22 protein-coding genes and 1 pseudogene are annotated in these 24,559 nt (G+C 64.5%); 11 read left to right on the forward strand and 12 right to left on the reverse strand.

The window, feature by feature from the left end; all coding sequences use genetic code 11:
* Positions 1-68: 68 nt before the first annotated feature.
* A complete protein-coding gene (locus tag FJ972_RS25630) occupies positions 69-1,565 on the reverse strand; it encodes an FAD-linked oxidase C-terminal domain-containing protein (RefSeq protein WP_140515031.1) in 1,497 nt (498 codons plus the stop codon).
* A 160-nt stretch (positions 1,566-1,725) separates the two neighbouring features.
* Positions 1,726-3,046, reverse strand: a pseudogene (locus FJ972_RS25635) (DUF3422 family protein).
* A gap of 210 nt (positions 3,047-3,256) precedes the next feature.
* On the opposite strand from FJ972_RS25635, the gene FJ972_RS25640 reads away from it, so the two are divergent.
* The 3 genes from FJ972_RS25640 to FJ972_RS25650 are packed head-to-tail and all read left to right on the forward strand — an operon-like array spanning position 3,257 to position 6,029.
* On the forward strand, positions 3,257-4,060 hold the full coding sequence (locus FJ972_RS25640) for a FadR/GntR family transcriptional regulator (protein ID WP_140515030.1): 804 nt from the start codon (positions 3,257-3,259) through the stop codon (positions 4,058-4,060).
* 25 nt (positions 4,061-4,085) lie between these two features.
* Positions 4,086-5,222, forward strand: coding sequence for an alpha-hydroxy acid oxidase (locus FJ972_RS25645; protein ID WP_140524799.1), 1,137 nt, complete (start codon positions 4,086-4,088; stop codon positions 5,220-5,222).
* A gap of 39 nt (positions 5,223-5,261) precedes the next feature.
* Positions 5,262-6,029 carry a metallophosphoesterase family protein gene (locus FJ972_RS25650; protein ID WP_140524800.1) on the forward strand — a complete coding sequence of 256 codons (768 nt, stop codon included), beginning with the start codon at positions 5,262-5,264 and terminating at the stop codon, positions 6,027-6,029.
* Between the two features lie 40 nt (positions 6,030-6,069).
* Here the strand turns inward: FJ972_RS25650 and FJ972_RS25655 are convergent, their stop codons facing one another.
* Together FJ972_RS25655 and FJ972_RS25660 are read right to left on the reverse strand one after the other, a co-directional pair.
* Positions 6,070-6,210, reverse strand: a complete 141-nt coding sequence (locus FJ972_RS25655) for a hypothetical protein (RefSeq protein ID WP_181165325.1) — start codon at positions 6,208-6,210, stop codon at positions 6,070-6,072.
* Positions 6,211-6,491: 281 nt separating this feature from the next.
* Complete coding sequence (locus tag FJ972_RS25660) at positions 6,492-7,190, reverse strand: type 1 glutamine amidotransferase (protein ID WP_140524830.1); 699 nt, start codon at positions 7,188-7,190, stop codon at positions 6,492-6,494.
* 88 nt (positions 7,191-7,278) lie between these two features.
* On the opposite strand from FJ972_RS25660, the gene FJ972_RS25665 reads away from it, so the two are divergent.
* The 4 genes from FJ972_RS25665 (at position 7,279) to FJ972_RS25680 (ending at position 11,470) form a co-directional block, all read left to right on the forward strand.
* The gene (locus FJ972_RS25665; protein ID WP_140515026.1) at positions 7,279-7,941 is read left to right on the forward strand and encodes a hypothetical protein; all 663 of its coding nucleotides are present in this window, start codon (positions 7,279-7,281) and stop codon (positions 7,939-7,941) included.
* A 31-nt stretch (positions 7,942-7,972) separates the two neighbouring features.
* Complete coding sequence (locus tag FJ972_RS25670) at positions 7,973-8,707, forward strand: 16S rRNA (uracil(1498)-N(3))-methyltransferase (protein WP_140524801.1); 735 nt, start codon at positions 7,973-7,975, stop codon at positions 8,705-8,707.
* A 243-nt stretch (positions 8,708-8,950) separates the two neighbouring features.
* Positions 8,951-10,324, forward strand: a complete 1,374-nt coding sequence (locus FJ972_RS25675; RefSeq protein ID WP_140515023.1) for a glutamate--cysteine ligase — start codon at positions 8,951-8,953, stop codon at positions 10,322-10,324.
* Between the two features lie 99 nt (positions 10,325-10,423).
* Positions 10,424-11,470: a DUF937 domain-containing protein gene (locus FJ972_RS25680; protein ID WP_140524802.1), complete on the forward strand. Its 1,047-nt coding sequence runs from the start codon at positions 10,424-10,426 to the stop codon at positions 11,468-11,470.
* A gap of 168 nt (positions 11,471-11,638) precedes the next feature.
* Here FJ972_RS25680 and FJ972_RS25685 read toward each other — a convergent pair whose 3' ends face one another.
* A complete protein-coding gene (locus tag FJ972_RS25685) occupies positions 11,639-11,929 on the reverse strand; it encodes a DUF1127 domain-containing protein (protein ID WP_140524803.1) in 291 nt (96 codons plus the stop codon).
* A 177-nt stretch (positions 11,930-12,106) separates the two neighbouring features.
* Between FJ972_RS25685 and FJ972_RS25690 the strand changes: the two genes are divergently transcribed.
* The 3 genes from FJ972_RS25690 to FJ972_RS25700 all read left to right on the forward strand — a co-directional run bounded on the left by FJ972_RS25690 (position 12,107) and on the right by FJ972_RS25700 (position 15,898).
* Positions 12,107-13,063, forward strand: coding sequence for a LysR substrate-binding domain-containing protein (locus FJ972_RS25690; RefSeq protein WP_140498380.1), 957 nt, complete (start codon positions 12,107-12,109; stop codon positions 13,061-13,063).
* Between the two features lie 76 nt (positions 13,064-13,139).
* Positions 13,140-14,771, forward strand: coding sequence for an exodeoxyribonuclease VII large subunit (gene xseA / locus FJ972_RS25695; protein ID WP_140524804.1), 1,632 nt, complete (start codon positions 13,140-13,142; stop codon positions 14,769-14,771).
* Between the two features lie 8 nt (positions 14,772-14,779).
* On the forward strand, positions 14,780-15,898 hold the full coding sequence (locus FJ972_RS25700; protein ID WP_140524805.1) for a P1 family peptidase: 1,119 nt from the start codon (positions 14,780-14,782) through the stop codon (positions 15,896-15,898).
* 52 nt (positions 15,899-15,950) lie between these two features.
* Here FJ972_RS25700 and FJ972_RS25705 read toward each other — a convergent pair whose 3' ends face one another.
* From FJ972_RS25705 to FJ972_RS25715, 3 genes are all read right to left on the reverse strand, one after another.
* Positions 15,951-16,202, reverse strand: coding sequence for a DUF768 domain-containing protein (locus FJ972_RS25705; RefSeq protein ID WP_140498383.1), 252 nt, complete (start codon positions 16,200-16,202; stop codon positions 15,951-15,953).
* A gap of 409 nt (positions 16,203-16,611) precedes the next feature.
* Positions 16,612-17,301 carry an SDR family NAD(P)-dependent oxidoreductase gene (locus FJ972_RS25710; RefSeq protein ID WP_140515016.1) on the reverse strand — a complete coding sequence of 230 codons (690 nt, stop codon included), beginning with the start codon at positions 17,299-17,301 and terminating at the stop codon, positions 16,612-16,614.
* Between the two features lie 325 nt (positions 17,302-17,626).
* Positions 17,627-18,646 carry an isopenicillin N synthase family dioxygenase gene (locus FJ972_RS25715; RefSeq protein WP_140524806.1) on the reverse strand — a complete coding sequence of 340 codons (1,020 nt, stop codon included), beginning with the start codon at positions 18,644-18,646 and terminating at the stop codon, positions 17,627-17,629.
* Between the two features lie 372 nt (positions 18,647-19,018).
* Between FJ972_RS25715 and FJ972_RS25720 the strand changes: the two genes are divergently transcribed.
* Positions 19,019-19,300, forward strand: coding sequence for a hypothetical protein (locus tag FJ972_RS25720; protein WP_224619155.1), 282 nt, complete (start codon positions 19,019-19,021; stop codon positions 19,298-19,300).
* A 214-nt stretch (positions 19,301-19,514) separates the two neighbouring features.
* On the opposite strand, the gene FJ972_RS25725 is transcribed toward FJ972_RS25720, so the two are convergent.
* From FJ972_RS25725 to FJ972_RS25740, 4 genes are all read right to left on the reverse strand, one after another.
* Positions 19,515-21,794 carry a xanthine dehydrogenase family protein molybdopterin-binding subunit gene (locus FJ972_RS25725; protein ID WP_140524807.1) on the reverse strand — a complete coding sequence of 760 codons (2,280 nt, stop codon included), beginning with the start codon at positions 21,792-21,794 and terminating at the stop codon, positions 19,515-19,517.
* A gap of 2 nt (positions 21,795-21,796) precedes the next feature.
* On the reverse strand, positions 21,797-22,816 hold the full coding sequence (locus FJ972_RS25730) for an FAD binding domain-containing protein (RefSeq protein ID WP_140524808.1): 1,020 nt from the start codon (positions 22,814-22,816) through the stop codon (positions 21,797-21,799).
* Between the two features lies 1 nt (position 22,817).
* Positions 22,818-23,438, reverse strand: a complete 621-nt coding sequence (locus tag FJ972_RS25735; protein WP_140524809.1) for a (2Fe-2S)-binding protein — start codon at positions 23,436-23,438, stop codon at positions 22,818-22,820.
* A 213-nt stretch (positions 23,439-23,651) separates the two neighbouring features.
* Positions 23,652-24,491, reverse strand: a complete 840-nt coding sequence (locus FJ972_RS25740; RefSeq protein WP_140524810.1) for a 3-keto-5-aminohexanoate cleavage protein — start codon at positions 24,489-24,491, stop codon at positions 23,652-23,654.
* Between the last annotated feature and the right edge of the window lie 68 nt (positions 24,492-24,559).

Consider the following 24,559-nt stretch of genomic DNA (forward strand, 5'->3'; position numbering starts at 1 on the left):
CAATCTCCCCCCGTGAGGGGGAGATGTCCGGCAGGACAGAGGGGGGCGTTCAGGCGCTGACATAACCCTCAAAACCTCGGAATGTCCGGAAACGCCATCTGTCCGCGATGCACATGCATGCGCCCCAGCTCCGCGCAGCGGCGCAGTTGCGGGAACACCTTTCCCGGGTTGAGCAGATGATTGGGATCGAAGGCGCATTTGACCCGCATCTGCTGGTCGAGGTCGATCTGGTTGAACATTTCCGGCATCAGGTCGCGTTTCTCGACGCCCACCCCATGCTCGCCGGTCAAGACGCCGCCGACCTTGACGCACAGCCGCAATATGTCGGCGCCGAAACTCTCGGCCTTGTCGAGTTCGCCTGGCACGTTGGCATCATAGAGGATCAGCGGATGCAAATTGCCGTCGCCGGCATGGAAGACATTGGCGACGCCGAGCCCGTATTTTTCGGAGAGCTCGCGCATGCCGGCCAGCACGCGCGGCAGTTCCTTGCGCGGGATGGTGCCGTCCATGCAATAATAGTCGGGCGAGATACGGCCGACCGCGGGGAAGGCAGCCTTGCGCCCTGCCCAGAAGCTCAATCGCTCCTGCTCCGACTGCGAAATGCGGCAGGTGGTCGAACCGTTGCGGATGGCGATCGCCTCGACCGCGGTGATGAGATGATCGACCTCGACGCTGGGCCCATCGAGCTCGACGATCAGCAGAGCCTCGACATCCAGGGGATATCCGGCATGGACGAAATCCTCCGCCGCATGAATCGCCGGACGGTCCATCATCTCCATGCCACCGGGAATGATGCCGGCGCCGATAATGTCGGCGACGCATTGGCCACCCTGCTCGCTGGTCGGGAAGCCGATCAGCAGCGCACGTGCCGTCTCCGGCCTCTTCAAAATGCGCACGATGACTTCGGTGACGACGCCCAGCAGGCCTTCGGAGCCGGTCATGACGCCGAGCAGGTCGTAGCCTTCCGCGTCCAGATGCCTGCCGCCGAGCCGCACCACCTCGCCGCTCATCAGCACCATCTCGATGCCGAGCACATTGTTGGCGGTCAGGCCGTATTTGAGGCAGTGCACGCCGCCGGAATTTTCGGCGACATTGCCGCCGATCGAACAGGCGATCTGGGAAGATGGGTCGGGGGCGTAGTAAAAACCCTCCTGCTCGACGGCGGTGGTGATGCCGAGATTGGTGACGCCCGGCTGGGCGACGACGATGCGATTGGGGAAATCGATCTCGATAATGCGGTTGAAGCGGCTCATGACCAGGAGCACCGCGTCCTCCAGCGGCAGCGCGCCGCCCGACAGCGAGGTGCCGGAGCCGCGCGGCACGACGCGGATGTTGCGGTCATTGCAGTATTTCAGCACGCGCGAAACCTGTGCCACCGTTTCGGGAAGCACCACGACCAATGGCAATTGCCGGTAGGCGGTCAGGCCATCGCTCTCGAAGGCGCGCATTTCGTTGGCCGCGTCGACCACACCCTCGCCCGGCACGATAATGCGCATGTCGGCGACGATCTCGCCGCGCCGGCGCATCGTGGCGTCGTCTGGCTTGGGCATGGCAAGGCCGGACATCGGCAGCCTCATCTCGCGTGACTGGTCAAAATCTTTTACCAGTGAAGGGCGTCGGTTGCAAACCCCGCTTTGACCGAGAGCGGACACGGACGCAACGGACGCCTTCCGTAGCGGCAATCTGCCGCTGGCGCGCTTTACCCTGTGGGAAGTAAAGGCGCGCCTACTCGCCCGGATGTTTCGTCGGCTCGGAATGCATGCGCCGCACCCGCCGCACGCCCCACCAGACCAGCAGGATGGCGAGCGGCACGCACGCCGCCGTGACCACTTCGGGCGCGAAGGCATGGCCGAAGATCGAGGCGCCCTTGGCGACATAGCCGACGAGGCCGACGACATAGTAGGAAACGGCCGCGACCGACAGGCCTTCGACGGTCTGCTGCAGGCGCAGTTGCAACCGGGCGCGATTGTTCATCGAGGCGAGCAGGTCGCGGTTCTGCTTCTCGACCTCGACATCGACCCAGGTGCGCAGCAGCGTGGTGGCGCGCGTCAGCTTGCGCGACAGGTTGGCCTGACGCTCCTCGACCGAACGGCAGGTGCGCATGGCAGGCGCCATGCGCCGCCGCAGGAACCCCGCCCAGGTGTCATATCCCTGTACGGCTTCTTCCTCGAGCGCTTCCAGCCTTTCGCCGACGATGCCGTCATAGGCACGGCTGGCGCCGAAGCGGTAGAGGCTCGACGCCGCGTCGGCTTCCAACTCAGCCGCGAGTTCGGTCAGGTCGGCAAGCAATTTCTGGCTGTCGCGGGTCTCGGCGAGTTTCATCTCCAGCGTGATCTGGGCCAGCCTGTCCTCGATACGGCGGGCGCGACCGGACAAGGCCAGCGCCAACGGCAGGCCGAGCATGGCGAGCGTGCGGTAGGTCTCGATGTCGATCAGCCGCTGCGACAAGGCGCCGGTACTGGCCGGCGTCAGGGCGCGGTCAAGGATCAGCATACGGGTCAGGCCGTCGCCATCCTGGCGGAAATCGGTGACGATTGCTGCATTGCCGCGTTCGACCAGCGAATAGCAGAGGCTGGTCGGATCGAAGCCGGCGATCGACCGCTCGCCCGCCTGCGTCCATTTGCGGATCTCGAGCCGGATGCCTGAAATAACGGTTCCGGGTGGAGAAAATCCGTTGCCGAACGGCGAATCCTCCTGGCCCTTGCCGCCTTCGGCAAGCGGCCCTTCCCACAGATAGGTGGAGAATTCGGTATGCCGCTCCCAGCGCAACGAGCCCTGGCCCCATCTCATGGCGTGATGGCGGGCCTGACGGTCGGGCGGCTATGCCGAGCCGGCGCGACAGCTCGGAAAGCACCGAATGATCGACGCCGGCGCCACCCTCGGTCATGAAGGCGAGCTGGATCAGCACACGCGGCTTCTCGACCAGCGGGTGCGGACGGGCATGGACTTCGCCCAGCGCGCCGGGCCGTCCCTCATGCGCCGGAAAGCCGAGCACGCTGCCCTTGGCGCGCGGCTGAAATTCGAGATTGGACGGGTCGTGCGACACGGCTTGTTCCCCGGGTTTCTTTGAACCCTCTTGCAGTTGCGTCCTCTAGAGCCAATAGGCTCCTGACGCAAACAGCAAAGTTTAGCCGAAGACGATATGGGCGCGAGCGGGGAAGCCGACACGCTTCGACCAATTGGATAAATAATTTGACCAGTTGGCGACGCTGGCTTTATCTTGCGTGACACCGGTTCAACACTCCCAGGCATGCCGTTGAGCGACATTTTTTCCAGGATCGAGCACTCGCGAACCGCCGACGAGGTGGTGCAGCAGATCGAAAGCCTCGTCCTCGAAGGCGTGCTGCGCACCGGCGACCGGCTGCCTGGCGAGCGCGAGCTGGCACGCCAGTTCGATGTGTCCCGGCCGATCCTGCGCGACGCGCTGAAGGCGCTCGAGGGACGCGGCCTTTTGACGACGCGGCCGGGCGGCGGCACATATGTCGCCGACATCATCGGCCAGCTGTTCACCAAGCCGGTGGCGGACCTGATCTCGACGCATCGCAAGGCGGTGGCCGATTACCTGGAATATCGCCGCGAGGTGGAGGGGATCGCCGCCGAATATGCGGCGCGGCGCGCCACGCCGGAGGACCTGGCCCTGCTCGACCGCATCATGGCACGCATGGACGAAGCGCACCGCACCGGGGATTTCGACGACGAAGCCGAGATCGACGTCGAATTCCATCATGCGATCTGCGAATGCGCGCACAACATCCTGCTCCTGCATACGCTGCGCTCCTGCTACAGGCTGCTGTCGGAAGGCGTGTTCCAGAACCGGTTGCTGGTGTTCACGGTGCCCGGCGCGCGCGATGCGCTGCTGGCCCAGCACCGGGCGATCCACATCGCGGTCAAGGCCGGCGACCCGGCCGGCGCGCGGCAGGCGGCGATGGACCACATGATCTATGTCGAGCGGTCGATGGCGCAAGCCGAGCGCAGCGGCGACTGGCAGCGCGTATCGCGGCTCAGGCTCAGGCAACGCTCTGAAGCCGGCGATGCCGAACCGGCGCGCAAACGCTCCTGAACGATATCGATCAAGCGGGGACACGATGAGCGACATTCTCACCATTGCCGACCTCAAGGACCTGGCGCGACGGCGCGTGCCCAGGATGTTCTTCGAGTATGCCGATTCCGGCGCATGGACCGAGAGCACCTACCGGGCCAACGAGGAGGACTTCCAGAAGATCAAGTTCCGCCAGCGCGTGCTGGTCGACATGAGCAACCGCTCACTGGAATCGACCATGATCGGCGAGAAGGTGGCCATGCCGGTGGCGCTGGCCCCAACCGGCCTGACCGGCATGCAGCATGCCGACGGCGAGATGCTGGCGGCGCAGGCGGCCGAGGAATTCGGCGTGCCGTTCACGCTGTCGACGATGAGCATCTGCTCGATCGAGGATGTCGCGTCGGTGACGAAGAAGCCGTTCTGGTTCCAGCTTTACGTGCTGCGCGATAAGGACTTCGTGCTCGACCTGATCGACCGGGCAAAAGCGGCGAAATGCTCGGCGTTGGTGCTGACGCTCGACCTGCAGATACTCGGCCAACGGCACAAGGATGTCCGCAACGGACTTTCGGCGCCGCCCAAGATGACGCTGGCCAACATCGCCAACATCGCGGTCCGTCCGCGCTGGTGGATGGGCATGGCCGGCACGAAGCGCCGCACGTTCCGCAACATCGTCGGCCACGCCAAGGGCGTCGGCGACGTGGCTTCGCTGGCGTCATGGACGACGGAGCAGTTCGACCCGCATCTGTCGTGGAAGGATGTCGCCTGGATCAAGGAACGCTGGGGCGGCAAGCTGATCCTGAAAGGCATTCTCGACAAGGAAGACGCATTGATGGCCGCTGAAACGGGCGCCGACGCGATCGTCGTTTCCAACCATGGCGGGCGTCAGTTGGACGGCGCATCCTCGTCGATCATGGCGCTGGAGGAAATCGCGGACGCGGTCGGCGACAGGATCGAGGTGCACATGGATGGCGGCATCCGCTCCGGCCAGGACGTGCTGAAGGCACTGTGCCTCGGCGCCAGGGGCACCTATATCGGCCGGCCGTTTCTCTACGGCCTGGGCGCGCTCGGCAAGGAAGGCGTTACCAAAGCGCTGGAAATCATCCGTAAGGAGATGGACATCACATTGGCGCTGTGCGGAAAACGTCTGGTGACCGACATGGGCAAGGACCAGATCCGGCGCTAGCCAGGTCGGCGACGGCCTGATCACGGAGACAGCGATACGTTGGCAGAACCCGACATTCATTTCCTGGACGCGCGCGGACCGGACGGCATGCGTCTCTACGCAATCGGCGATGTCCATGGCCGGCTCGATTTGCTGGCCGCCATGCATCAGCGGATCGAGAGCGAGCTCGAATGGAAGCCGGCTCGCGACTGGCGCGTCATCCACCTCGGCGACTATGTCGACCGTGGGCCGGACTCCAAGGAGGTCGTCGATTTCCTGATCGAGGCGCGCAAACGCGATCCGCGAAACCTGATGCTTGCCGGCAATCACGATCTCGGCTTTCTCGATTTTCTCGATACCCCTGACCCGGACGGGCTTTTCATGCGCTATGGCGGGGTCCAGACGGCGCTATCCTACGGTGTGCCCCTCGCGGCCGACGCCGGCTGGTTCGGCAGGATGGAGACGATGAGACGGGGGCATCAGGCTCTGCTCGAAGCCGTACCGCAACACCATATCGACTTCCTGCGCTCGCTACCCTTCTCAATCAGCTTCGGCGACTTCTTCTTCTGCCATGCCGGCATCAGGCCAGGCGTTGCCCTGGAGAACCAGAATCCGCAGGATCTGATCTGGATCCGCGACGTTTTCCACGATCACGCTGGCCTTTTCCCGAAGATCGTGGTGCACGGCCACACGCCCGTTCCCGAGGCGGAGGTCATGGCCAACCGCGTCAATGTCGATACGCTCGCCTGGCAATCAGGCATGCTGAGCGCGCTCGTTGTCGAGGACGCCGACAAACGCATTCTGACAATGACAATAAGGGAAGCTTGAGTGGCGCGCGTCGCGGAAACGACGCGAACGGTCCGGCTATTCAGCGCAGCGAAGCGGTGACGCCGTAGCCGTCGACGGCGTTGTGGTTGTTGGCGGCATCGGCCGCATAGATGCCGAGACCGCAAATCACGATGGCGGACATCATGGCAAAGGACAGAAGCGCTGCTTTCACGGACGTCATCTCTTGTTGAGCTTCCTGCATCTGTGCACGAGGCGGTTACCAATGCGTTGAAACCGAAAATACGTCTCAAAGTTTCGACGATTTCGCGCTTCTAGGCACGTTCTGTATCGGCGGTGTGTCGCACGGGCCACACAAAGGTCCATCGCGGTTGCACCGGTGATGCAGAGCGCGCGCCTTCTAGGATGGCGGGCGTACACAAGCCAAGGACGAAACCGGTTTTCCCCAGGCGGATTCACCGCCGCGTGCCAATTGTGCCACGCCCTGGTCCGCAGAGATGATGCTCAGATCGTCGCCACCCATGCGCGGGCGATGGCAAGGCCGGCAGCATCGGCATCCGGTCCGTTACGGGCCATTTCGCCCTCGAGCTTGCCGGCCCAGTCGGGGTGGCGCGCTGCAATGAGCGGCGCGAAAGAGGTGCTCCAGTCCTTCACCAGCGGCCGATCGGCCTCGAAATGGAACTGGAAGCCGTAGACGGCGCGGCCGACGCGGAACGCCTGGTTCTCGGCGACATCATTGCCGGCGAGCCGCACGGCGTCTTCAGGCAGCACGAAGGTGTCGTCGTGCCATTGGAAGATCGGGAACTTTTCCGGAAGCTCGGCCAGCACCGGATCGGCCTTGGCCTCCGGCGTCAGCGAAACGCCGCGCCAGCCGAATTCGTTGGCGTCGCCGATGCGGTTCTCGCCGCCGAAGGCGCGGGCAACCAGCTGGCTGCCGAGGCAGATGCCGAGCACCGCGCGGTCCTGGCCGGCGAAATCGCGGGTCAGTTCGAGCAGCGCCGGAAAATAGGGATATTCCTCATCGGCCAGCGCGTTCTGGCCGCCGCCGAGCACCACCATGGCGTCGTGGCCGTTCGCATCATCCGGCAGCGGATCGCCCTTGTAAGGAAGGCGGATGTCGAGATCGGCACCGGCTTCCGCAAGTGCCGCGCCGACCTGGCCGAGGCCGGTGTTGTCGTAGTTCTGGACCACCAGCACCCGCATCGCAAAACCCTGCTGACGTGAAAACGATGCGACGAGCGATATCATGGCGCCGGCATTTCAGCCAAGATGCGGGCGCGCGGAGAAAACTATGCCACTGCAAAACCGGGTCGATCCGTTCGGCGCTATCCACGCCGTGCCCGAGCGCGGCCTGTTCATGGGCAATCGCGGCATCATCCACGATCCCGAGACCAGGACGCTGTTGAAAAAACGCTGGGCGCTTCACGCCTGGATCATCTGCGTCTGCGACTTCGGCGACGTGCGGCGCGAGCCGATGGGCCGCAACCGGCGACGTGATGATCTATCGGGACCCAAGGCGGGCTGGACGGAACTGTTCTTCCTCGACGAGGTGACGGCGCTGGCGGCGGGCCATCGGCCCTGCTTCTTCTGCCGGCGCGAACGGGCCAGGGATTTTGTGGGTCGCTTCGGCGAAGCCTTCGGCATAACGGAGCCGCGCGCGCCGCAGGTCGACAAGCGGCTGCACAAGGAGCGGCTGGCCGCGGGCGGCAAGCCGCCGGTGGTGGCGGCTGACGAGCTTGCAGGCCTGCCCGACGGCACGATGGTCGAGGGTGGAGGCAATGCCTACGCCTTGCGTCGCGGCAAGGCGCTGCGCTGGTCGTTCGCAGGATATTGCGGAGCGCAGGATTTCAACGACCTCGCTCATCGGCCGCTACGGCTGCTGACGCCGCCGACCACGATCGGGGTGCTGAGGCGAGGCTACGAACCCGTCTGGCATCCTTCCGCCAAGGCTTGACGCCAACCGCCGGCTCGCCCATTCCTCGGCCATGCGCGCCAATTACAAGATGCAACGCCTGTTCGTGCCCGACGATCTCGGGCCGGAGATCGAGTTCGACGCCGGCCACCAGCAGAGCCATTATCTTCTGCATGTGCTGCGGCTTGGCGAGGGCGCCGAGGTCCTGTTGTTCAACGGCCGCGACGGCGAATGGTCGGCGGCCATCGCGGCCAGGTCCAAGAAGGCGGTGAAGCTGAGGGTGCTGGCGCGGCAACGGCCGCAGCCGCCGCTGCCCGATCTCGTCTACTGCTTCGCACCGCTGAAGCAAGGCCGGCTCGACTATCTGGTGCAGAAGGCGGTCGAAATGGGCGCCGGCGTGCTGCAGCCGGTCATTACCCAGCACACGCAAGTGGCGAAACCCTCCATCGACCGGTTGCGCGCCAATGTCGTCGAGGCGGCCGAGCAGTGCGGCATACTTGCGGTGCCGCAGGTGCGGGAAGCGGAAAAGTTCGAACGCCTGCTGACCGGCTGGGACAAGGAGCGGCGGCTGGTCTTCTGCGACGAGGACGCTTCGACCAACAATCCCCTGCCCGCGCTGCAAGCGGTAAGCGAAAGGAAGCTCGGCCTGCTGGTCGGGCCGGAAGGCGGATTTTCCGATGAGGAGCGCAAGCTGTTGCGCGCTCTGCCTTTCGTCACTGCCATTCCGCTCGGCCCGCGCATCCTGCGCGCCGATACGGCCGCCGTGGCCGCACTGGCGGTGATGCAGGCCACAATCGGCGATTGGTGAGGGTTTCTTCCTCCCCTCTTGTGGAGATGGGAAGAGCCGCATCGTTCAATTCCTGTTGACCTCTGGCTCAGGATTTTTCGCTTGATCGGCTACTGACATTTCGTCCATCTAGCGCCGGCGGTCTTCCGGCCGCCCTGCAGTGCCGCGCGTCGACGCGCAAAGGCCGCTGTAGTACTTTGATTTTGGCGCATATCCCGAAAATCGAGGTCGATTTCGGGATCATAGCGCCGCAGGGGCTTGATGATGGCGCGCGACACAACCGATTTCCGGCCGATCGAAGGCATGGACGAACTCGTCGCGCATCTGGCCGAGGGCAACAAGCCGCGGGACAAGTGGCGCATCGGCACCGAGCACGAGAAATTCCCGTTCTACGTCGACGGCAACGGACCGGTGCCCTATGGCGGCGAGCGCGGCATACGCGCCATCCTCGAAGGCATGCAGTCAAAGCTCGGCTGGGACCCCATCATCGATGACGGCCGCATCATCGGCCTGGTCGAGCCGACCGGCCAGGGCGCGATTTCGCTGGAGCCCGGCGGCCAGTTCGAACTCTCCGGCGCGCCGCTGGAGACGATCCACCAGACCTGCCGCGAGGGCAATGCCCACCTGGCGCAGGTGCGCGAGATCGCCGAGCCGATGGGCATCCGCTTCCTTGGCCTTGGCGGCAGCCCGAAATGGTCGCTGGCCGAGACGCCGAAAATGCCGAAGTCGCGCTACGAGATCATGACGCGCTACATGCCCAAGGTCGGCACCAAGGGCCTCGACATGATGTACCGCACCTGCACGATCCAGGTTAATCTCGACTTCGAGAGCGAGGTGGACATGCGGCGCAAGATGCAGGTGTCGCTGAAGCTGCAGCCGCTGTCGACGGCGCTGTTCGCCAATTCGCCCTTCACGGAAAGCCGGCCGAACGGCTTGCAGAGCTGGCGCGGCGACATCTGGCGCGACACCGACAACCAACGCTCGGGCCTGCTCGAATTCTGCTTCTCGCCCGATTTCGGTTTTGCCGACTATGTCGAATGGGCACTCGACGTGCCGATGTATTTCGTCATCCGCGACGGCCAGTACCACGACATGACGCACGTCACCTTCCGTCAGTTCATGGCCGGGGCCGTCCGCAATGAAATCCCGGACGGATTGCCGACGATGGGCGACTGGGCTAATCATCTGTCGACGCTCTTCCCCGACGTGCGGCTGAAGCGCTTTCTCGAGATGCGCGGCGCCGATGGCGGGCCGTGGCGACGCATCTGCGCCCTTCCGGCCTTCTGGGTCGGGCTGCTTTATGACGAGGCAGCGCTCGATGCGGCGGAGGCGCTGACCTCGAGCTGGACCTACGGGGAAGTGCTGGCGATGCGCAACGCCGTGCCCGAACAAGGCATTTCGGCGCCGTTCCGCAACGCCACGTTGCGCGACATCGCGCGCGACGTGCTCACCATCTCGCGCATGGGGCTGAAGAACCGCGGCAAGAAGAACCGCGACGGCTATGACGAGACCTCGTTCCTCAACACGCTCGACGAGGTCGTGGCGCGCGGCACCACCAGCGCCGAGGAGATGCTGTCGGCCTACCACACACGCTGGGGCGGCTCGATCGAGCCGGTGTTCATGGAATACGCCTATTGACCCTCGGCTTTGAGGCGGCCGAGCTCCTGCAAAAGCCGCTTCAATCGGCGGTGGAAACGAATTAGGCTTCTCCGGCGGGGATTTCCGGAGGAGAGACCAATGCCTTCCTTGTTCGACATGCTGGCACAAGCCCAGAACGGCAGCGGCATGCAGGCGCTTGCCCAACAATACGGGCTCTCGATGCAGCAGACGCAATCTGCGGTGGAGGCGTTGCTGCCTGCCTTTTCGCAAGGACTGAGGCGCAACACCGCCGATCCCTATGGGCTCGGCGCCTTCATGACGGCGATGGCGAGCGGCCAGCACGCCAAGTATTTCGAGGACGCGACCCGGGCCTTCTCGCCGCAAGGCATCAATGAGGGCAACGGCATTCTGGGGCATCTGTTCGGCTCGAAGGATCTGTCGCGCGCGGTTGCCGGCCAGGCGGCGCAAGCGACCGGTATCAGCCAGCAGGTGCTGCAACAGATGTTGCCGGCCCTGGCCTCGATGATGATGGGCGGGCTGTTCAAGCAGACCACCAATCAGTTGGCCGGGGGGCAGATGCAGGCGGCCAGCGGCTTCGGCGCCGCCGGCAGCAATCCGCTGGGCGAGATCATCGAGCAGATGATGCGCCAGGGAGGCGGCCTGGGCGGCGCCCAGGCGCCGGCGCCGCAGCCGAGCCCGCCATCGCAAGACCCGATGGACAACCCGCTTGGCAAGGTGCTGCAGGACATGTTCGGCGGCGGCGTGCCACAGCCGCAAAGCCGATCCCAGCCGCAACCGCAGCAGACACAGAACCCCTTTGGCGACAATCCGCTCGGCAAGGTGCTGCTGGACATGTTCGGCGGTGGCGCGCAGCCGCCGCAGGACCAGCCTCAGCCGCAGCAGACCCAGAGCCCCTATGGCGACAGTCCGCTAGGCAAGATCTTCGAGGAGATGCTGCGGCAGGGTGGCGGTGCATCAGGCGGCGAGCAGCCGGCGCCGCAGCCCCAAGCTCGGCGGCAGCCCCAGGCGCCGCAGCCGCAGGCCAATCCGAGCGGCAGGCCGACGAACCCGTTCGACGATCTGTTTGGCAAGATGTTCGAGACCGGAGCGCAGCAGCGCGACGACTACCAGAAAGGCATGGAGTCGATTTTCGACCAGTTCAAGCGCGGCATGGATCGGCGGTAGCCGTCGCCCAGGTTTTGGCTTTTGCCTAACGCAAAAAGAAAGCCCGGTCCTTGGGAGGACCGGGCAGCGTGCAGGCAGGCCGGCGGGGGACCGGCAGGGAGTGGGAAGCCTGCATAACCTTTGTCGCGCTGACTGATGAAAGGTTCAGCGGGACCGAAATTCAACCGATCAGGCCACCCTGCGGGCGATGTCCTCGATGGTTTCGACGCGATCGCTGGCGATTTCGCGCAGCATCGCCGTCGGATCGCGGCCAAACGGCACGTCGATGGCGACGTGCAGGTCGGCGCGCGTCAGGCCGATATCGGCAAGCTCGGCGTCCGACATCTCGCCGAGGCGATAGAAGGCACGGCGGTTTTTCCAGGCCTGGTAGACATTGGAGACCGCATTAATCACGCGCGTCGCAACGGCCGGACGCGTGGTGATGCGCGAGGTCTCGGTAGCGAAATCAAACGTAACCATGTCGGTCTCCTTCAGACTCGAACGGGCAAAACCAGGCGATCGGCGCTGGCGACAGCGGCCGTTCCGGCTTCGATTCACATGCCTTCATGTGGACATCAGTAATTTGCCATTGCTCGATTGATTAATCCAACGAATGTTTCTAATCTTAAGCATCAACACTAGTGATGGATCATGCCGATGAAAGCGCCGCTCGATCTAGATCAGTTGCAGACCTTCATCTCGATCGCCGACACTGGCAGTTTCACCCGGGCGGCCGAAGAGGTGCACCGCACCCAGTCGGCGGTGTCGATGCAGATGCGCCGGCTAGAGGAGCGGATCGGCAAGCCGCTGTTCGAAAAGGAAGGGCGCAGCAACAGACTGACGGAGGAAGGCGACAAGCTGCTTTCCTACGCAAGACGGCTGCTCTATCTCAACCGCGAAACGCTGGCCGCCTTCGACGACCGGCGGCTCGAAGGCACGATCCGGATCGGTACGCCGGACGACTACGCCGACCGTTTCCTGCCCGAGATCATGGCGCGCTTCACGCGTTCCAATCCACGCGTCGAACTGACCGTCGTCTGCGAACCGACGCCGGGGCTGGTCGAACACATCAAGCGCGGCAATCTCGACCTGGCGTTGGTGACGCATAACGACGTGCGGGGCCAGTCCGAGGTGGTGCGGCGCGAACCGCTGCTGTGGGTCACCTCGGCCAACCACGCCACGCACGAGCAGGAGACGCTGCCTATGGCCTTTGGCCGGCCAAACTGTATCTGGCGACGCGCCGCCGTCGACGTGCTTGACCAGCAGAACCGCGACTATCGTATCCTGTTCACCAGCTTTTCCGCAACGGTCATCACCGCCGCGGTGTTGTCGGGCCTGGCGATCTCGGTGCTGCCGGAATGCGCGCTCAGGCCCGGCATGCGGGTGCTGGGCGAGGCCGACGGCTTCGGCGCCCTGCCCGACTGCCGCATCGGCATCATGCGCGGCCAAACCTCGCGGCCGGAGATCGTCGATGCGCTGGCCCGGCACATTTCCGAAAGCCTGGACAACATCTCGGTGCCGCTTGGCGAAGAGGCGGGAACGTTCGATTTCGCGGCACTCGCCTTCAGCAAGATGCGGCGAACCAAGCCGAACCAGATCCTGCCGGGCTGGTAAGCGATCAGACGCACCTGAACGCCGACCTGAAAACAGCCAGCTTGACGCCGGCGCGCAACCACCCCCCAATCGGCCGATGAGCGAAGCAGCATCCGAATCACGCAGCAACGCCACCGAATATACGGTGAGCGAAATATCAGGCGCCCTGAAGCGCACGGTCGAGGATGCCTTCGGCAATGTGCGGGTGCGCGGTGAAATCTCGGGTTATCGCGGGCCGCACTCCTCCGGCCATGCCTATTTCACGCTGAAGGACGACCGCGCGCGGCTCGACGCCGTGGTGTGGAAGGGCACGATGGGCCGGCTGAAATTCCGCCCCGAAGAAGGAATGGAGGTGATCGCCACCGGCAGGCTCACCACCTATCCCGGCAAATCCAACTACCAGATCGTCATCGACAATCTGGAACCGGCGGGCGCCGGAGCCTTGATGGCGCTGCTGGAGGAGCGCAAGCGCCGGCTGCAGGCCGAAGGACTGTTCGAGGGGGGCCGCAAGCGGTTGCTGCCCTTCATGCCGCGCGTCATCGGCGTCGTCACCTCGCCGACGGGTGCCGTCATCCGCGACATCATCCACCGGATCAAGGATCGTTTTCCGCTGCATGTGCTCGTCTGGCCGGTGCGGGTGCAAGGCGAAACCGCGGGCGCCGAGGTGACCGCCGCCGTCGCCGGTTTCAACGCGCTGGCAAGGGATGGCACTATCGAGCGCCCGGACCTGCTGATCGTGGCGCGGGGCGGCGGCAGCCTCGAGGACTTGTGGGGCTTCAACGACGAGGCCCTGGCCCGTGCCGTCGCCGCCTCCGCCATTCCGGTGATCTCGGCCGTCGGCCACGAAACCGACTGGACGCTGATCGACCTCGTCGCGGATGTGAGGGCGCCGACGCCGACGGGGGCGGCCGAAATCGCCGTTCCGGTGAAGGCTGACCTCGAAGCGACGCTCGCCAGTCTCGGCGCGCGGCTCAAGGCTGCGGTTTCGCGCAATTTCGAGCGCAAGCGCCAGTCCGTGCGCGGGGCAGCGCGTGCGCTGCCCTCGCCCGATCAGTTGCTGGCGCTGCCACGTCGTCGCCTCGACGAGGCGGCGAGCCGGCTCGGGCGCGGCCTCATGGTTTCGACCGAACGCAAGCGGGGACGCTTCCTCGCCCTGAAACTGACGCCGGCAATGCTGTCGCAGCGAATTGCCGAGGCGCGGCGGACCAACGAGCGCAATCTCCTGCGGGCACAGGGTGCGTTGCGCGCGCTGACGAGGGCCCGGCGCGCCGAACTCAATCGCGCCGCCGATCAGTTGCCGAAATGCGCCCGGGCGTCGCTGCAGCGGCTCCGGCAGCAATTGGCGGCGCTGCAGGGCCGCATCACCATAGAGCCCACGGCGCGGCGGCAGCGGACCCAAAGGGATTTCCTGACCGCGCTGACGCGGCGCAGCACGCATGCGGCATCGCTGAGGCTGGAGCGGCTGCGCAGTCGCGTCGCCCAGGCCGACCGCTTGCTGGCGACGCTGTCGCACAAGGCGGTGCTGGCACGCGGCTTCGCCCTGGTGAAGGATGCCGACGGCGCCGTCGTCAAGCGTGCGGCGGAATTGACGGCGGGGATGGCGCTGTCCCTGGAGTTCGCCGACGGCACGGCGGATGCGGTCGCGACCAGCGGCTCGGCGCGGCCACGACCGGCCGCCAAAACCGCGACCAAGGCCAAGGAGCCCGGCAGCCAGGGCTCCCTATTCTGAACCGTGACATGACAGACAATCCGCATCATCACAAAACGCCCTCCGGCAAGCCGCGCGCGCGAAGCTTCGGCATCGGCTTCGACGGCACGCCCGGCCCGTTCAACGCGATCACCGACGTGGCTGGAGTGTCGGTCGGCTATTCCACGCTGATTTCAGGCGACGGCCCGCTCGTCGTGGGCCAGGGACCGGTGCGCACCGGCGTGACCGCGATCCTGCCCAGGCCGCGGGCCGACCTTGCCATACCGGTCTTTGCCGGCATCTTCAGCCAGAACGGCAATGGCGAACTGACCGGCTCGCATATCGTCGAGGAGACCGGCGCCTTCAACTTCCCCATCACCGTCACCAACACGCATTCCTGCGGCGTTTCGCGCGACGGCACGCTGCGCTGGATGAGCCAAGCGCTGCCGGCGGCACTCGACAGCGGCTGGGGACTGCCGGTGGCAGCGGAAACCTATGACGGCTTCCTTAACGACATCAATGGTCATCATGTGACACCAGGGCATGTTGCCGAGGCGCTCGACGGTGCCGCCAGCGGACCGATCGAGGAAGGCAGCGTCGGCGGCGGCACCGGCATGATCGCCTTCGGCTTCAAGGCCGGTTCGGGCACCGCGTCGCGCATCACCGAATGGCAAGGGCGTGCCTACACCGTCGGCGCCGTCGTGCAGGCGAATTTCGGCAAGCGGCGCAATTTCACGCTTCGAGGCCTGCGCGCCGGGCTGGAGCTCGTCGAACCGGCGATCCGCGAAGGCACCCCACGTGCCGAAAAAGGCTCGATCATCGCCGTTATTGCCACCGACGCACCGTTCCTGCCGCATCAGATGAAGCGGCTGGCCCGCCGTGTGCCGCTCGGCGTCGCCATGACCGGCGGCTTCGGCTATCACAGTTCCGGCGACATCTTCCTCGCCTTCTCTACCGCCAATCCCGACGCGGCCCTGGCGCCGCCGGGCCGGATCGCTCGCGCCGAGTTCATCCCCGACAGCGACATCGATCCGTTCTTCGATGCCGTGGTCCAGGGCGTCGAGGAAGCCGTCCTCAATGCGATGGTCGCCAACGAGGACATGACCGGCCGCGACGGCAATTTCGTGCCGGCGCTGCCGAAGGCGTGGCTGGAGGAGAAATTCGGCTGAGACAAATACGCGGACCGAATGGTCCGCGTATTCATACAGGATTGCTCCTGAATTATTCCGCGGCCTTGCTCGCGGCCTGCTGGTGCTCGTCGGCCTCGGCCGCTTCCTCGAGCCGGGAGGCGATGAGTTCCTGGATGTCGCCGACTTCTTCCTGGATATCCTCCAGCGGTATGCCGACCTCGGCCGCCTTGGCAGCGCATTCCCTGGCCAGCGTCTCGGCCTGCTTCTCGATCCTGGCGTGGGACTGGCAATGGACTTTTTCGCCAATCCATCCCTGCAAGAATTCGATGGCGTGCTCACTCATATTGCTTTTCCCTGGCGGCGAAGCCGGTTGGTAATCATAAACGTCGGCATCCGGTGAAGGATGCATGTCCCCATTCCAGCCGAGTCGCCACCGGACGGCAAGCCGATGTCGTCCAAGGTCCACAGAGCCAAAGGAAATAGAGGATTGAAGAACATTTTCTGTTTCTGGGGGGCGGGTATCGTTTGGCGGGAATCCTGTCCCGCCTCGAGAGGCTGCTTCTACTTGCTTCTTACGGTTTTCAGGTCCGCTTGCATCTCAATGGCTGTCACAACAGCTGCCCGATGACGTTGCCGTTTCCAGGCACAAGCCATCGAAGCCGCCGCTATATAGTGACATCCCCATGCAATGTCGACTCTCTCCGCCGCCTTGCATGGAAGCCCCGCGAAAGCTGCATAGGTCACCGTGCCGATCAGAAGGTCTCGACCCAGGGCCTGAGCTCGAGTTCCCAGGTCCAGGCGCTGCGGTTCTGGCGATGGATGCCGAGATAGGCCTCGGCGATCGCGTCCGGCGATAACCGTCGATCCTGCGGGTCGGGAGCCCCTCCCGGCACGGTCGAGGCAATGGCGCCATCGATGACGAAATGCGCGACATGGATGTTCTTGGGGGCCAGTTCGCGAGCCATGGATTGCGCCAGTCCACGCAAGCCGAATTTGGGCATCGCGAAACCGGCCGAGCCGGCGAATCCCTTGACGCTTGCCGTCGCGCCGGTGAAGAAGATCGAGCCCGAGCCTTGCGAAAGCAGCCGGTTGGCTGCTTGCTGGCCAACCAGGAAGCCGCCATAGGCCCCCACCAGCAAGGCCTGCCTGACAGCCTCTGGATCGAGTTCGGCTATCGGGCCACGGGCGCGTCCGCTGGCATTGAAGACCACGAGCGACAGCGGGCCGGCCTTGTCAGCGACCTCGAACAGGCGCTGCACCGACGCGGCATCGGAGACATCGGTTGCCACGGCTTGGGCGCCGGTCTGCGCCAGCAACGGGTCGAGCTTCTCGACGTTGCGGGCGGCCAGCACGACACGAAAACCTTCCCTTGCGAGAAGGCGCGCAAGCGAGGCGCTCAATCCGGATCCCGCTCCGGCAATGACGGCGACATTGGATGTCATGAGCATCTCTCTTTCGCGGTGGTGACTGGATTGGAGAGGGTTGCGCCTTCCCAAGTGGAACGCAAGAGAAAGCATTTCCAAGAAAATGGCGTGTCGTCGTGGCGCGCTCCCAGGCCGCAAAAACTGTTCCCGGCAAAGAAAAATGGCCGGGCGCGAAGACGGCCCGGCCAGAAAGAAGGTCATAACCTTCAGAGGGGAACACCGTTCGGAGGAATGGGAGGAAACCTCGAACGATAATTTTATCTTGAGCCCATTTTCGCGCGCTGACGACGAATAGAATTCTAAAATTTTGCTGCCCTACAAAAATTTCTACCTGCCGAATGGCTCAGCCTGCCCGGGTCTCGGGCTCAAACAGATCGGCATAATGACGCCGCGCAACGTCGGGATGGGAGCGCAGCCTGCTCTTCAGCACATTGGTTCCGACATCGCGAAACAGCGGATTGTCAGGATCGCTGGCCGGCCCCCGCGCCTGCTCCGCCAGTCCCTCGGGAAGCTCGAGCAGCGGTATCGTGGCATCGAGCTTGGCGCTGAAGAAGAACGGCACCGAGATGCGTTCGACGCCGGCGGGCGGCGTCACGACGCGATGCACGGTGGCTCTCAAATAGCCGTTCGAGGCGAGCTCCAGCAGCTCGCCGATGTTGACGACGAGCGTTCCGGGAATCGGATCCACGTCCACCCAGCTTCCGTCATAGTCGACCTGGAGGCCCTTGTTGTCGTCCTGAAGCAGCAGCGTCAGGAAACCGCCGTCCTTATGCGCGCCGACGCCCTGGTCGCCGCCGGTCGCTTCGCGGCCGGGATAGCGCACGATCTTCATGCGATGATTGGGTTCGCCGCCATAGATCGGATCGAAAGCGTCCTCGGCCTGGTCGAGCGACAGCGCGAAGGCCTTGAGCAGACGAATGGCCACGGCCGTCGCCTTGGCCTGCCAGGCCAGCAGCGCCGGCTTCAGCGCCGGCAACGCCGACGGCCACTGGTTCGGCCCCTGCAGCCGCGTCCAGGCAGGAATTCCCGGGCCTTGCGCGATGGGCGGGCGCTCGACGCCGATGTCGAGCTGCTCGCGCCAGTCGGCCTTGCCCTTGGTCAGTTCGCCGCCAGCGCGGGTATAACCGCGGAACTGCGAGGAATTGACCATCTCTATCGACAGCTTGTCGGCTTCCGGCAAGGCAAAGAAACCCCGCGAAGCGGCGAGCGTCTCGCTGATGTCGGCCCATGGGATGCCGTGGCCAGCCAAATAGAAAAAACCGATGTCGCGCGAGGCGGAGCGCAGATCCGCCAGAAACGTCCGGCGCTCCGACGCGCCTTGTTCGAGACGGCTCAGATCGAGCACGGGCACTATTCTGGGCATGTCAGCTCCTTTCCGGGTTCTTTCCGGGTGCTGCTTGAAAACTTCGCCCGGAAACCCGGGCCCGTGGATGTGCTGCTCCTTTTCCAGCGGCCGAAGCCGCCATCGATGCCCCAAATCTCACGGAGTTCGGTGCGCCGGGAAAGGAACGATCGGCTTTTCGGGGCCGCCGGGACGAACAATTTTTCTATTTGGGCGGGCAGCCTGACGATGAGCGCGATCATTGCGCGAAATACGGGCGTGTCATTTCAGGCACAGCGCGAAGCTGTCATTGGCCCTTGAACGGCCGCGCGGGAGGCGCGTAACATCGTGGCACTTGAATTTGAATCTGTTTCATTCGTCCGGGCTAAAGTCCGGATCGGTTTGGATAGGTCCTTGAACACGCAAGCAATCGGCAGCGCGGCGGGGCGCGGCAAATCGTTTGCCCATGTGGCGCAAGCCTCCTGGGGCAAGGGCCCTGGCACCTTGCTGCGTATCATGCGCATGACGCTGCGCCACCCTTGGCAGGTCGCCATCACCATCGTCTCGACCTTCATCGCCGCGACGCTGCAGCTTTTCATTCCGCGCCTGCTGGGACACGCCATCGACCAGGCGCAGGGCGTGGTGGCTGCCGGTGCAAATACCGGGCCGAGCAGGCGCTGTGGAATACGGCGCTGACGCTGCTCGTCGTCAGCATCCTGCGCGGCCAAGGCTGAGCGCTCCTACGGTCAGTTCCGTTCGATGGGGCGGGAAGGGTTCCGGCTGTTCCGGATCACCCTGGCATGAAACAGTCGGTTCCTGACGCATCAGCATCCCGATCCGCAAGGCAGTGAAACTGGGCGAGGACAAACCCACGCTTGTTGCGGCGGAGCAATCCTCTTTGTCTCGGTCCTCAAACGATCAGATCGTCAATTCTGATCGGCAAGTCGCGGATCCGCTTGCCGGTCGCGTGGTAGACAGCGCTGGCGACGGCAGCGGCGGTGCCGACATTGCCGAGTTCGCCCAGGCCCTTCACACCAGCCGGATTGACCTCATGGTCGATCTCCGGAACCAGTATGACGTCAAGGTCCCTGACATCGGCATTCACCGGGACCAGATAATCCTGCAGGTCGCGGTTCACATAGCGGGCATAGCGGGTATCGATCTCGGTCGCCTCATGCAGGGCCTGGCCAATGCCCCAGATCATGCCTCCCATCAGCTGGCTGCGCGCGGTGCGCGTGTTCATGATGCGCCCGGCGGCGAACGCACCGACAATGCGCGGCACACGGATTTCGCGCGTGTAACTGTGGATGTGCACCTCCACGAATTCGGCCCCGAACGCATATTTCACCGAATCCGCGTCGGACTCGCCGCCATGGAATTCCGACTGGCCGGCATAGAGTTTTTTGAGCGCTTCGGGGGTCGAGCCCTTCGGCGCGAATTCGGCATATTCCTCGATGGCGCCTACCTGCATGGCCTTGAATATATCGGCGGTGCTTGCCGACGCCCCGCCCTTGGTGAGGATCCGTCCCTCGTGGAGGTCCAGTTCCTCATTGTGCGAGCCTGCAAGAGGGCCACCCTCCGCGACCGCTGCGGCGAACAATTTCGTGCGCACAGCATCACACGCCTTGAGCACGGCCGAACAGACGCTGGCAGTGGAAATCGAACCTCCCGATACCGGCGCCGGCGGCAAGGCACTGTCGCCCATCTCGACGGCGACCTTGCCGATGTCGACACCGAGACGTTCCGCCGCCATCTGGCCGGCAACGGTTCGCACACCTGTGCCGATTTCATGCGAGCCGCACTGCACGCGCACGTCTCCTTCGGCGGTCAGGCGCACGCGGGCCGCGCATGGCGCGGCAGCGGTCGGGTAGACTGCCGTCGCACAGCCCATGCCGACGAGCCAGTCGCCGTCGCGCATCGAGCCGACTTTCGCATCCCGTCTCGTCCAGCCGAAGGCATCAGCGGCCTGATCGTAGCATTTCATCAGCGACCGGCTGGAGAACGGCTTGCCGCCGATCGGCTCCTTCTGAGGCTCGTTGATCCGGCGAAATTCGATCGGGTCCATGCCGAGTGCGACGGCCATTTCGTCCATGGCGCTCTCGAGGGCATAGACGTAGGGCGTCTCGGGCGGCGAGCGCATATAGCCGGGCGTGTTGCGATCCGCCTGCACCAGCGAGACATGCGTCAGCACCGAGCCATAAGCATACATGCGACCGGTGGCCGAAGTCCCGCCGACGACATAGGAATCGGGTCTCGAGGTCACCTCCCAGCCTTCATGGCCGAAAGCAGTGATGCGGCCGTCCTTGCCGGCGCCGATGCGGATGCGGTGCCGGGTTTCGGCCCGATAGGTCTGGGTGCCGAACGCCTGCATGCGGCTGACCACACAGCGCACCGGCCGGCCAAGCCGCCTGGCGGCCACAGCCACGATGGCCGTTCGCGCCGTCATCGGCCCCTTCGAGCCGAATGCGCCGCCTACGTTAGGGCAGACGATGCGCACATTCGCTGGGTCGAGCCTCAATTGCCGCGCCAACTCGACCTTCCAGCCGGTCACGTTCTGAGAGGGCTCGTAAACGGTGAGTTGGTCGCCTTGCCAAACAGCGGTGGTCGAGAACAGCTCTATCGGGTTGTGATGCTGGGTCGGCGTCGAATACCGCGCATCGATCTTCATCGGGGCCGATTCATAGGCGGCATCGAAATCGCCGGCCTTGACGTCCTCCTTGAACAACGGGCTTTTGCCGGCGGCGTCGATGGTCTTTGTCCCCGGCATGTCGAAACTGGCGGTCGGTTTTTCCTCGGCATAGTCCGCGCGGATCCTTTGCGCCGCCTCCTCGGCCGCTTCGAAGGTCTCGGCGACCACCAGCGCAATGATCTGACCGTCATGGAAGATCGCCTTGTCATGCAGCGGCCCGATAGAACTCGCGCCGGTATTTCCGAATTTCGGCGTCTCGACCTTGTCGAGGTCGCCATAGGTGACGATGTCGAGCACGCCGGGCACCGAGCGCGCGTCATCCAGGTAAAGCCTGGCGACCTTGCCCTTGGCGATGCTGCTCGTCGCGAGCACGGCGTGCGCAATGTTGGCGGCCGGGAGATCCGCCGCGTATTCGGCCTGGCCGGTCACTTTCAGCCGCGCATCGATACGCGGCAGCGGCTGTCCCATGTTTTCCTTCGGCTGTGGAGCGGCGACGTTCATGATCACACCTTCATGTCACGGGTTTCGAGCAGCCCCCTGATCAAGGTTCGCTTGCCGAGTTCTATCTTGAATGCGTTGTGCCGACGCGGCTGGGCCTCGGCGAACGCGGCTTCGGCGGCCTCGGCCGCCGCTGCCTCGTCGAGCACCTTGCCGCGCAGGATCTCCTCCGCCGCTCTTGCCCGCCAGGGTACGGTCGCCACGCCGCCAAGCGCGATGCGCGCCTCGTTCACGGTCTCGCCGTCGAGGTCGAGGGCGACCGCGGCCGATGCAAGGGCAAACGCATAGGATTGCCGATCGCGGATCTTGAGATAGCGCGAACGCCTGGTCCATGCGCCGGCGGGCACCTCTATGGCGGTGACGATCTCGTCGGGTGCCAGGTCGGTCTCGATGTGAGGGCTGTCCTCGGGCAGGCGATGCAGGCTGGCAAACGGAATCTTTCGCCGCCCGTTGTGGCCTTGGACATGAACCGTGGCGTCAAGCGCGATCAGGGCCTGGGCAAAGTCACCGTGATAGGTCGCGATGCAGTTCTCACTGGTCCCCAGCACGGCATGCTGGCGGTTGAACCCCTCCATCGCGGCGCAGCCCGAGCCTGGCTCGCGCTTGTTGCACGGCCATGAGGTTTCGCGGAAATATTCGCAGCGGGTCCGCTGCAGGATGTTGCCGGCAAGGCTTGCCATGTTGCGCAGCTGGCCGCTTGCCGCCAGTTGCAGGCTCTCCGCGATCACCGGATACCGACGCTTGATCTCGGCATTCTCGGCCGCGTCGCCCATCCGCACAAGAGCGCCAAGGCGCAGACCCTCACCACCGGTCTCGATCCGCCGCAATGCCGGTTCGGAGAGACCGTTCAAATCGAGCAAGCGTTCCGGCCGGGCGACGCCGAGTTTCATATAGTCGGCGAGATTGGTGCCACCGGCAATGAACTGCGCGGGGGCTTGCGTCGGCGGATGCCTGGTGGCCGAGCGCGAGGCGACGGCGACCGCCGCGGAGAGGCTGGCGGGCCTCTCATAGACGAAAGGATGCATCTCAGGCCCTCCTGATCTGGTCGCGGGCCTGGACGATTGCCGCGACGATGTTCGGGTATGCCGCGCATCGGCAAAGGTTGCCGCTCATATATTCGCGAATGTCGTCCTCTGAACCGGCATGTCCTTCGTGGACGCAGCCGATCGCGGACATGATCTGGCCGGGCGTGCAATAGCCGCACTGGAACGCATCGTGATCGATGAAGGCCTGCTGCATCGGATGCAGGCCGCCATCCGTCGACGCCAACCCTTCGACGGTGGTTACCGCCTTGCCCTCGTTCATCACCGCGAAGCTGAGGCAGGAGAGCACGCGATGGCCATCGACCAGCACCGTACAGGCACCGCATTGGCCATGATCGCAACCTTTCTTCGTGCCCGTCAGGCCGACATGGTCGCGCAAGGCGTCGAGCAGGCTGGTTCGGCTGTCGAGCGCCAGATTGTATGGCTGCTTGTTGATGGTCAGTGTTGTCATGACAGGCTCGGTTGGCTTGGCGGCAGCAGCCGGAGGCTCCTCGGACCTGGCTGTCGAGGCCAGAAGCGGAGTCACCGCAGCCGCGGAGACGGTCGCGGTCATAAAGCTTCGTCTGCTGAGACTGGAGGAGTTTGGGGGAACATGCTCGGACATCGCTGGCTCCGTCGCTCGCTATGTCGCGACCAAACCCCTCATCGGGGCCATTGTTCCGGGCCATCCGCGATAAAACGCACAAGGAAGACGGCTCGCAAGGCAAGCCGCCCGATTTGGATGCAAGGATATGACGGGTCCGTTCGAGACCGTGCCCGTCCTACCCTGGCGAATTTGCAGGCGCGCGGCCGATCCCCTAACAAGGCGCGCGGGCCCTCACTGCTGGCGGGCAATTCCGAGAATATCAAGCGCCTGCGCGGCAGAAGCAATCGGGCGCCCCGTGCGGCCAGCGGCTTCGACGATTGCCGCGACCCGTTCGGCATTGTCGCGGGCGAGGCTGCCATCGGCGTGCCAGAGAGAGTTCTCGAAGCCGACCCGCACGTGCCCTCCCGCAGCGATCGCCGCCGTCAGCGCCAAGGTCTCGCCCCGTCCGAAGGCGCAGACCGACCATACGGCGCCTTCAAGATCATGCGCATCGAGCCCTTCAAGGAAGACATCGAGGTCTTCGGGCCGGCTTTCCTGATCGGCGGCATAGCGTCCAAGGACGAACAGCAGCCGGGGGCTTGTGGGCTCCGCCAGAATGCCTCGCCGCCGCAGATCGATGAAACGGTCGAGATCGGCCCGATCATAGAGAATGTGCTGGACCGCGATGCCTTCCCGACCGGCCCACGCGAAGAAGCGGGCCGGCTCCGCCTCGCCATCGCTGATTATCTCACGCAAGCCTATCGAGACGGAAACCGGATGAAGCGTCCGAACAAGATCCATCTGTTCGCGTGGCGAATAGAGCCCGACCGCTTCGGTCGTGATCTGGATCGCCATGACGCCCTGCGTCCGCTCCCGGATCGCCGCGATGGCATCCCGGTAAAGCGCGGCGTCAAGCGTGTGCCGGCCTGAAGCATCGCGGACATGCGCATGGATGGCGGCGGCGCCGGCAGCGAGACACTGCCTCGCCGTTTCGGCAAGTTCGTCGGCGGTCATCGGCAGAGCCGGATGATCGGCCTTCGTTCTGCGCGCTCCGTTCGGCGCAACCATGATCAGCAACGGCTTCAATTTCATCTCCGGGCCCAATTGGCTCTCCCGCAACGTGGTTTTCCATGCTTCATTTCACCGACTCGCACAGGTAG

The sequence above is a fragment of the Mesorhizobium sp. B2-1-1 genome (genome assembly GCF_006442975.2).
Classification (GTDB): domain Bacteria; phylum Pseudomonadota; class Alphaproteobacteria; order Rhizobiales; family Rhizobiaceae; genus Mesorhizobium.